Raw genomic sequence first — 8,856 nt, forward strand, 5'->3', positions numbered from 1 at the left:
GTGCGGCAGCGCGGCGCGCAGCAGCTGGAAGGGCCCGGTGAGGTTGATGCGCAGGACCGCGTCCCAGTCCTCGTCGGAGATGTCGCCGACTGCTCCGCTGCGGCCGATCCCGGCGTTGAGGACCAGACCGTCGAGGCGTCCGTAGGTCTCGGTGGCCGCCCGGACGAGTCCCGCGACGGCCGCGGGATCAGCTGCGTCGGCGGGGTGGGCGAGCGCCCCGGTCTCCTCGGCGACGCGGCGCAGCGGCTCGGGGCGACGCCCGGAGACGACCACCTCGTGCCCGGCCGCGCGCAACTGCCGGGCGGTGGCGGCACCGATGCCCGTCCCGCCACCCGTGACGATGACAACTCTGCGCTCTGTCATGCCTGTTCAGCCTCCGGAATCAGTCGTAACCAATATGGCGCGATCATACGGAGCCGAGGCCGCCGACCGGCGGTGGGATCATGACCGCGGAACAGCCGCGGAACGGGGAGGGCAAGAACGTGGCCCAAAGGCGAGTGACGTACCACGTCAGATACGCGACGACGCCACCGATCGTCGTGAGCCTCGGCGAAGGCGAACGGCGCGACGCGGCACGCGAGATCGGCCGGCTGTGCCGCGACCCCGGCGCACCCGAGCCCGCGCGGCGGCGCTCCGAGCGCGCCTTCCACATCGTGGCCGACGGGCAGGCCCCCATCGCACGGGTGACGACCGAGCAGCCCCTCGGCTCCCGCGTGAGCGGACGTGCCGGCGTCTACCGCGTCGAGGACCCGTACGGCGCACCGCTCGCCCGGATCACGCTCCGCCGCCGCCCGTTGCTGCGGTTCGCCCGTACGCAGTGGACCGTGGAGCCGGTCAACGGCCCTGCCCTGCGCGGCTACCGGGGCCGTCTGCTGTGGTGGGCGGTGTGGTGGCCCATCGGCCTGCCGCTGAGCGTCGTGTGGGGCATCACGTCTCTGCTGGGCGAGGGCGACGGCGGTTTCGGGGCGCCGCGCCGGGTGATCTGGCGTGACCCGTCGGGCCGGGCACGGCTGGTCTTCCGGGGTGTGGCGGACGAGTACCGGGTGCTCGGCGACGACTGGGACCCGCGCCTGGTCACCGCGCTGGTGGGCCTGCACCAGTCGTTCGACCCGTCGGAGGGTGGCGGCGCCCTGGGCTGGTACGAGCAGTGAGGGTGCCCCTTGCGGCCTGATTCCTCACCTGTCGGCGTGCGGGGATGCCGCGGGCAGCTCCACAGTGATGCGGATCCCGCCGGCGGGACGTGGGGTGAGGGTGAGGGTGCCGTCGTGTGCCTGGGCGATGGTTTTGACGATGGCCAGACCGAGGCCGACGCCCGCGTGGTCGGTGTGGATGCGCTCGGTCCCGCGCTGGAACGGTTCGGTGAGTGCCGAGGCCTGCCGCGGGGTGAGCTGCTCGCCGGTGTTCTCGACCGTGAGCGCCACAGTCTTGGGGCGGAGGGCCGTGGTGACCCACACGGCGCCCTGTTCGGGCAGGTTGTGGACGATCGCGTTGTGCACGAGGTTCGTGGTCAGCTGCAGCAGAAGCGCTTGCGATCCGGTCGTGGGGGTGATGTCGCCGCGGGTCTCGACGGTGACGCCGTGCTTTTCCGCGAGGGGCAGAAGTGTCTCGGTGGCTTCTTCCGCCATGAGGGACAGGTCGACGCGCTCCCGGGTGAAGGAGCGTTGGTTGGCGCGGCTCAGCAGGAGCAGCGCCTCGGTGAGGTCGATCGCCCGGGTGTTGACGGCGTGGAGGCGGTCGATGGCCTCGCCGGTGTCGTGGTCCGGGTCGGCGCGGGCCGCGTCGAGAAGTGCCTTCGAGATCGCCAGTGGGGTGCGCAGCTCGTGCGAGGCGTTGGCCGCGAATCTCTGCTGTTCGGCGACGTGCGCTTCGAGCCGGGCGAGCATCGCGTCGAAGGCGTCGGCGAGTTCGCGGAACTCGTCTCTGCGGCCCGGCAGCCGGATCCGGTGGGAGAGCGATCCGTGCGTGGCCATGCGGGTGGCGTCCGTGATGCGGGTCAGCGGGGCGAGCATGCGTCCTGCGAGGATCCACCCTCCGACAAGACCGAACACCAGCAGGAACGCCAGTACGGCGGCCGCCCTCGGCGCGAAGACGTCCAGCAGGACGGACCGGACGGGAAAGACACCGTCAGGCCTGTCGTCGGGGTTGATGAGCATCGCGCGATCGGGGACGTACCGCAGGAGGAAGACCCACACCGCCGCGAGCAGCAAGGCGCCTGCCACCATGAGGAATCCGGCGTAGCTGAGGGTGAGTTTGAGGCGAACGCTCCGCCCGGGTGCCCTATCCACGCTCGCCTCCCCCGTGTCCGGTCTCCGGCTGCGTGCCGATGCGGTAGCCGACGCCCGGCACGGTGGCGATGATCCACGGTTCGCCGAGACGCTTGCGCAGTGCCGAGACGGTGATCCGTACGGCGTTGGTGAACGGGTCGGCGTTCTCGTCCCACGCGCGCTCCAGGAGTTCTTCGGCGCTGACGACACCGCCTTCGGCAGCGACGAGGACGTCGAGCACGGCGAACTGCTTCCGGGTGAGCGCGACATAACGGCCGTCGCGGTAGACCTCGCGGCGGAACGGATCAAGGCGCAGGCCCGCGATCTCGCGCACGGGTGGCCGGGTGTGGGCGCGCCTGCGGTCGAGCGCCCTGAGCCGCATGACGACCTCTCGAAGCTCGAACGGTTTGGTGAGGTAGTCGTCGGCGCCGAGTTCGAACCCGGAGGCCTTGTCGTCGAGCCGGTCGGCCGCGGTGAGCATGAGGATCGGCATGCCGCTGCCGGAGGCGACGATGCGTCGGGCGATCTCGTCACCGGAAGGGCCGGGGACATCGCGGTCGAGGACGGCGATGTCGTACGCGTTGATGCTCAGCAGCTCCAGAGCGGTGTCGCCGTCACCCGCGATGTCGGCGGCGATCGCTTCCAGGCGGAGGCCATCGCGGATGGCATCTGCCAGATAGGGCTCGTCCTCGACAATCAGCACACGCATGTCATCAAGGCTACGAGCCGGGGCATATCGCCGACGTATCGAAAACCGCATACGGGCGGGCAACATCGCACTGCCTTGACTGGCGCCATGGCTCGAACCTCACCAGCAGCACGGACCCCGAACCGCCGGACCCCGAACCGCCGGATACCGAACCGCCGGCTTCGATGGCTCCTTGCCGTCGGCCTGGCGGTCGTCGTGGCGGTGATCGCCGCGGCCCTCGTCCACCAGGTGCCGAAGCTCTCGTCCTCCGCGGCTCGCTCGTCGCTCTCCCCTTCCTCTCCCTTTTCCTTAGACGACTCGAGTCCGGCCGTGACCAACCTCGATCCAGCTCTGCTCAAGGCCCTCCGCCAGGCCGCGACGGCCGCCGCGGACGACGGGGTCGAGTTCATCGTCAACAGCGGCCGGCGTTCCCCGGAGTACCAGAATCAGCTCCTTCGCGAGGCGGTCTCCAAGTACGGGTCCGAAGAGGAGGCCGCCCGCTGGGTGGCCACCGCGGAGACGTCGCCGCACGTGTCGGGCGACGCGGTCGACATCGGGCGCTCCGACGCGACGGCGTGGCTGTCCGAGCACGGTGCCGAGTACGGGCTGTGCCAGATCTACAAGAACGAACCCTGGCACTACGAACTGCGCGCCGACGCGATCGACCGTGGTTGCCCGCGCATGTACGCCGACCCCACCCAGGACCCGAGGATGCGGCAGTGAACGGACAGGGCGGTGCCGGCCGCCGGGGTACCGGCTCCGGCACTTGGCGCCCGCGCATCCGCCGGTCGATCCGCGCCTTCTCCCGGCCGGAGCCCTGGAAGCGCGGCCCGCTGCTCGCGGCGGCGGCGCTGCTGCTCGGTCTGCTCCTGCTGCTGCACCCGCGGATCCCGAACCGGATCGGGGGCATCGGCAGCCTGGTGGAGTCCCTCCTGCCGTGGTTCGGCCTGTTCGTCCCCGTGCTCCTTGCGGCAGCGCTCTGGCGCCGCTCCGCCTCCGCGGTGGTCGCGCTGGTGCTGCCGGTGGCGGTGTGGCTGAACCTCTTCGGCGGGCTGCTCATCGACAAGTCCCGCTCGGGCGGCGACCTCACCGTGGTGAGCCACAACGTCGGCGCCGACAACCCCGACCCGTCCGGCACCGCCCGCGACCTGGCCGCCTCCGGCGCGGACCTGCTGGCGCTTGAGGAGATCACCCCGCGGGCCCGGGGCGCGTACGAGAAGGAACTGGCGAAGACCTACCCGCACCACACGGTGCAGGGCACGGTCGGGCTGTGGAGCAAGCTGCCGCTGTCGGGCACGCGGCCGGTCGACACCCGGCAGGACGTCGGGCCGCTGGGCGACACCAAGCCGGCCGACGTCAAGCTGGCCTCCAACCGGGCGCTGCGCACCACGGTGGCCACGGACCAGGGGCCGCTCGCGGTGTACGTGGCCCACCTGGGCTCCGTGCGCGTGATGCCCAGGAGCGGGTTCTGGACGGAGAGCCGGGACCGCAACGCGCAGGCGCTCGCCGAGGCCGTCGCCGCCGAGCGGAACGAGCGGGTGGTGCTGCTCGGCGACCTGAACGGAACCGTGGACGACCGTGCGTTCGCCGGCGTCACCTCGCGGCTGCGCTCGGTCCAGGACGCGGCCGGGGACGGCTTCGGCTTCAGCTGGCCGGCGAGGTTCCCGATGGCGCGGATCGATCAGATCCTGGTCAGGGGCGTGGAGCCGGCGAGCGCGTGGACCCTGCCGGCCACCGGCAGCGACCACTTGCCGGTGGCGGCCGGAATCAGCTGGTGAACATCGCGTAGAGACTCCGGAAGGCTCCGGAAGGCTTCCGACCCGGCCCGCATCCGAACCCGAAATTAGTAGCCATGGACATAGTAGCCATGTACTCTATTTTCCATGAGCAAGGCTTCACCGGGTCCCACGCCCGGCTTCCTGGTATGGCGGCTCGCCAACAAGTGGCGCGTCGCGGTCGATCGTGCGGTCACTCCGCTGGGCCTCACCCACGCGCAGTACTCACTGGTCGCCTCGCTGTACGGCATGCAGCGCACCGGCGAGCGGCCCAGCCAGCGCCGACTCGCCGACCACACGGGCCTGGAGGCGCTGTACGTATCGAAGCTGGCGCGCGCCCTGGAGTCGGCCGGACTGATCGAGCGCACCCGGGATCCCCGCGATCCGCGTGCCGTCCAGCTGGCCCTCACCGAGCAGGGCCAGGCCGTCACGCGGCAGGCCATCTCGGTGGTCCAGGAACTGCTTCAGCAGTTGCTGGAGCCGCTCGGCGGCCGCGACGCCGAGCGGACGCGCGTGTTCACCGACGAACTGAAGACCCTGCTCGACGCACCTCTCGCTCCATCCCGACCGAACGACGAGAGCACTCAGGGGACACCACCATGACCACCACCGCATCCACCTCCGCCACGTCCGCCTCCACGTCCGCCTCGACCGCATCCACCACGGCACCCGTGGCCAACGCACGCGACCTCGCCCTGGCCCACTACGCCGCCCGGGGCGTCCTGGAGCACGTCCTTGCCCTGCACGGCATCACGTACCAGCAGCAGATCGCGCTGCGCGCCGCCATCACCGCCGAAAGACCGCAGACGCAGGACGACCTCGTCGCCCAGGTCCGGGGCTCCCTCAAGGCCGATCCTGCCGACATCCGCGTCACGCTCGACGAACTCCTCGCCAAGCGGCTGCTGGCCGTGGACGGCGCGCACCTTCGCGCCACGGATGCGGGGCGCGAGCTGAACGCCACCGTCGGCGCGCAGACCGCACCCATCTCCGCCCGTATCTGGGGCGGAATACCCTCCGAGGACCTGGTCGCCGCGGGCCGCGTCCTCGCCCTGGTCACCGAGCGCGCCGACGCGGAGCTCGCGGCGCTGGGCGACTGACCGAGCCGCTCAAGGGAGCATCCGGGCGAACAGCCGGGTCAGCGGGTGGAAGCGGTAGCGGCCCGGCGCCCGCGACTCCAGGAACTGCACGTCGAGGAGCTGCTCCAGGATCACCTCGGTCGCCGACGGCGCGCCGCCCGTGGTCGCCGCCGCCTCCGCCACCGTCAACTCACCCTGCTCCAGGGCCAGTAGCGGCAGCGCGAGAGCCGCCGCCCGGCCGGTGGGACCGCGGGTCAGCAGCTCTCTGTGGCCCGCTTCCAGGGCCGCACGCATGTCCAGGTCCGCGAAGGACAGCTCCGCCAGGCGGCGCGCCGGGTCGGCGAGCCGCCCCGCGAGTTCCCGCGCCGGCCAGCGGGGGCGTGCCGCGAGGCGGGCGCCCGCGATGCGCAGGGCCAGGGGGAGGTGTCCGCAGTGGCGCGCGATCGCCTCGGCGGCGTCACGTTCGGCGCCCAACCTCCCTTGCCCCGCCCACAGTTCGAGCACGGCGATGGACGCGGGGGGCCGCAGCGGTGTCAGGTGGAGGTGGTTCGCGCCGTTCAGGGAGGCGAGGACACCGAGGCTGGTGACCAGGACCGCGCAGCCGTGCGCCGCGGGCAGCAGGGGGCGGACCTGGGCGGCGTCGCGGGCGTTGTCCAGGACGATCAGGACCCGGCGCTCGGTGAGCAGCGTGCGGTAGGCCGCCGCCGCGTCCGCCGCGCGGCACGGATACAGCCTCGGCGCACCCAGCGCGCAGAGGAATCGCCGGAGGACGTCAGTGGGCGGAACGGGACGTTCGTCGTGGCGTGAACCCCGCAGGTCGGCATAGAGCTGACCGTCGGGGAACCGCTCGGCGAGCCGATGGGCGGCATGCACGGCGAGCGCCGACTTGCCGACACCGCCGGGCCCGTCGAGCGCGACCACGACCGGGCCGCCGCCCCGCGGCCCCGGGCTGAGCACGTCGAGCGCGTCCAACTCCCAGTCACGGCCCAGGAGTTCAGGGACGTCCGCGGGCAGCTGGCGCGGGGCGGGCGGAACCGGTCCCGCGTCGTCCGTGCCGGGTGAACCGGTGCGTCCGCCCACGGCAAGGCGGGAGCGGCGCGCCTCCTCCACGCGGTCGCGGGCCGTCGCGAGGAGCCGCAGTTCGCGGCCGGTGGCGCCGAGCAGCTGGACCAGCGTGTCGAAGCGGTCCGTCGGCGGCAGCGTCTTGCCCGCGAAGTAGTCGCCGATCACCCCGTGCGCCCAGCCCGTACGCGCCGCGAGCTGCCGGTAGGTGAGCTGTGCGCCGCCGTTCCTGCGCGCCGCGCGCCTGCGCAGCTGGCGCAGCAACGCGGCCAGCGCGTCCGTCGTGTCCACGTGGTCCACCGGGCCGACGCCTGCCGACGTCTCCCGCGGTCCCCCGTCCGGCGGGTGTTCCGCCGCCCCCGTCGCCTCAGACACCGTTCGCACCCTCCGCACCGGCTCGCGCCGGCGACGCCCTGTGACCGTCGCCTGGCCGAGGCCATCCGGATCTGTCCGGTGGTGCCCGACTTGGCGGACCGCCCCCAGGGGCTCGTTGCGAACATCCGACTACCGCTCGGATCCCGCGTATCGGCGACCGGGCACCGCACCGGCTGTCACTACGGCATTCGTGGAATGCCGTCCGCCGGTTTGGTGCCGCTTCCCGCCGGGTGCCGGACACCGGGCGCCGCATCACCGCACGACCGACGCCGGAGAACCGGCGCCGGACAACCAAGGAGGCACGACCTATATGAGTAGGGTCTGCAACAAAGCCCCCAACCTGCCCGACGGCAGCGTGGCCGAACAAGCTCTGTACCAGCGTGTGGACGGGCCCATCGCCACCGGTTCGGCCCACTTCATGCGGGCGGGCAGCGAACTGCACCTGATGCACTCCGACCTGGAGCTCAACGACGTGCGCCAGGCCGCCCTGCGGGTGCGCTGCGCCGCCGCCGCGGTCCAGGCCGGGCTCGCGGAGTACCGCACGTCCCACCGCGCCGCCCAGGAGCTCGGCTTCTACCCGGTCCACGACGAGCGGCTGCGGGCCGCGGGCGGCGGGACCGCCCCGGTGCGCGAGACGCTCGGCACGGCCCGGGACGCGGACCTTGTCCAGCTGGACAGGCCCGCCATCGAGGCCATCGCGCTCCGCTACGAAGAGGGCGGGGACGAGGCGGCGTTCGGCCACTTCGTCACCGCGCTCTCCGCGTTCTCGGCGGACCTCGACGGCTTCGCGGCATCCGCCGACGAGGCGGGTCCCGCCGACTGGCAGCGCGTGGCCTGGCAGTTGCTCACCGCGTTCGACCGCATCCGGATCTACGGCCAGGCACTGGCCGTCATCAACATCCTCGGCATGACTCCCGGCGCCGTCGCGGTCGGCGGCGCCGGAAACGGAAGGAGCGACAGGATATGAGCGCCGTCTGCAACAAGTACCTCAGCCTCAGCGCGGAGGACCTGCGCGACAAGAAGCAGCTGGCGCAGGCAGCGGGCACCGAACTGACCGCGGCGAGCAGCGAGGTGTGCCGGGCGCTGGAACTCGCCGAGCACGGCGACGGTCTTGCCGCCGCCTCGGTGTACGCCGCCGCCGCGAAGGACCGGCTCGGCGCCGCCGCCCGGATGCTGGCCCAGGTGGCCGACATCCTCGCGACGGGCACCCTCACCCCGGAGACGGCCGCGTGGGCCAGCAGGCTCGACTACGACCGGCTCTACCGCTCGGGCATCAGCCTCGGCCAGGTGCCGCACTCGGCCGAGCTGTGGCAGGAGTTCACCTGGCAGGCCAGGACGGGCGGCCCGCTGGGCATCTGCCACGACATGCGCGAGCGCACCCTCGCCGTGGCCGTGCTCATCGGTGACTGGCTGGAGCGGACCGACGACCCGGCCGCGGACACCGCGCTGACCCGGATCCAGTCCGCGATGGCCGACCTGGCCGCGTACGCCCAGATCGTGGCCTTCGCCAACAAGGTGGAGCCCCGCGACCCGGCGTGGGTGGTGCCGCAGGGCGCCGCCGCGTAGCCGTCGGTGGGCAGAAAGCCCGTAGGCAGTCCGCGGGTGGAGACAGGAGG

11 protein-coding genes are annotated in these 8,856 nt (G+C 72.3%); 7 read left to right on the forward strand and 4 right to left on the reverse strand.

From position 1 onward, the window contains the following. On the reverse strand, nt 1-363 hold a 363-nt coding region (locus tag ACFWY6_RS41645; protein ID WP_384701966.1), incomplete at its 3' end, for an SDR family NAD(P)-dependent oxidoreductase. Nucleotides 364-443: 80 nt separating this feature from the next. On the opposite strand from ACFWY6_RS41645, the gene ACFWY6_RS41650 reads away from it, so the two are divergent. Continuing rightward, entirely contained in the window at nt 444-1,151 is a 708-nt protein-coding gene (locus ACFWY6_RS41650) for a hypothetical protein (protein WP_384701969.1), read from the forward strand. A gap of 24 nt (nt 1,152-1,175) precedes the next feature. Here the strand turns inward: ACFWY6_RS41650 and ACFWY6_RS41655 are convergent, their stop codons facing one another. Next, on the reverse strand, nt 1,176-2,285 hold the full coding sequence (locus tag ACFWY6_RS41655; RefSeq protein ID WP_384701972.1) for a sensor histidine kinase: 1,110 nt from the start codon (nt 2,283-2,285) through the stop codon (nt 1,176-1,178). After that, nucleotides 2,278-2,973 (reverse strand): response regulator transcription factor, encoded by a 696-nt coding sequence (locus ACFWY6_RS41660; protein ID WP_384701975.1) that lies wholly within the window; start codon nt 2,971-2,973, stop codon nt 2,278-2,280. The genes ACFWY6_RS41655 and ACFWY6_RS41660 overlap by 8 nt, the downstream gene beginning before the upstream one ends. An 87-nt stretch (nt 2,974-3,060) precedes the next feature. Between ACFWY6_RS41660 and ACFWY6_RS41665 the strand changes: the two genes are divergently transcribed. The 4 genes from ACFWY6_RS41665 to ACFWY6_RS41680 all read left to right on the forward strand — a co-directional run bounded on the left by ACFWY6_RS41665 (nt 3,061) and on the right by ACFWY6_RS41680 (nt 5,824). Next, complete coding sequence (locus tag ACFWY6_RS41665; RefSeq protein WP_384701978.1) at nt 3,061-3,675, forward strand: M15 family metallopeptidase; 615 nt, start codon at nt 3,061-3,063, stop codon at nt 3,673-3,675. 68 nt (nt 3,676-3,743) lie between these two features. Continuing rightward, on the forward strand, nt 3,744-4,730 hold the full coding sequence (locus ACFWY6_RS41670; protein WP_384701992.1) for an endonuclease/exonuclease/phosphatase family protein: 987 nt from the start codon (nt 3,744-3,746) through the stop codon (nt 4,728-4,730). A gap of 105 nt (nt 4,731-4,835) precedes the next feature. Further along, complete coding sequence (locus ACFWY6_RS41675) at nt 4,836-5,330, forward strand: MarR family winged helix-turn-helix transcriptional regulator (protein ID WP_384701980.1); 495 nt, start codon at nt 4,836-4,838, stop codon at nt 5,328-5,330. Next, nucleotides 5,327-5,824 (forward strand): MarR family transcriptional regulator, encoded by a 498-nt coding sequence (locus ACFWY6_RS41680; protein WP_384701983.1) that lies wholly within the window; start codon nt 5,327-5,329, stop codon nt 5,822-5,824. Before ACFWY6_RS41675 ends, ACFWY6_RS41680 begins: the two co-directional genes overlap by 4 nt. Before the next feature lie 9 nt (nt 5,825-5,833). On the opposite strand, the gene ACFWY6_RS41685 is transcribed toward ACFWY6_RS41680, so the two are convergent. Beyond that, nucleotides 5,834-7,240, reverse strand: coding sequence for a helix-turn-helix domain-containing protein (locus tag ACFWY6_RS41685; protein WP_384701986.1), 1,407 nt, complete (start codon nt 7,238-7,240; stop codon nt 5,834-5,836). A 310-nt stretch (nt 7,241-7,550) separates the two neighbouring features. Between ACFWY6_RS41685 and ACFWY6_RS41690 the strand changes: the two genes are divergently transcribed. Both ACFWY6_RS41690 and ACFWY6_RS41695 read left to right on the forward strand, forming a co-directional pair. Continuing rightward, nucleotides 7,551-8,207 carry a hypothetical protein gene (locus tag ACFWY6_RS41690; protein ID WP_384701989.1) on the forward strand — a complete coding sequence of 219 codons (657 nt, stop codon included), beginning with the start codon at nt 7,551-7,553 and terminating at the stop codon, nt 8,205-8,207. Continuing rightward, entirely contained in the window at nt 8,204-8,806 is a 603-nt protein-coding gene (locus tag ACFWY6_RS41695; RefSeq protein WP_266873803.1) for a hypothetical protein, read from the forward strand. The genes ACFWY6_RS41690 and ACFWY6_RS41695 overlap by 4 nt, the downstream gene beginning before the upstream one ends. Nucleotides 8,807-8,856 lie beyond the last annotated feature (50 nt).

It is taken from the genome of Streptomyces sp. NPDC059037 (assembly GCF_042740015.1).
Lineage (GTDB): Bacteria > Actinomycetota > Actinomycetes > Streptomycetales > Streptomycetaceae > Streptomyces.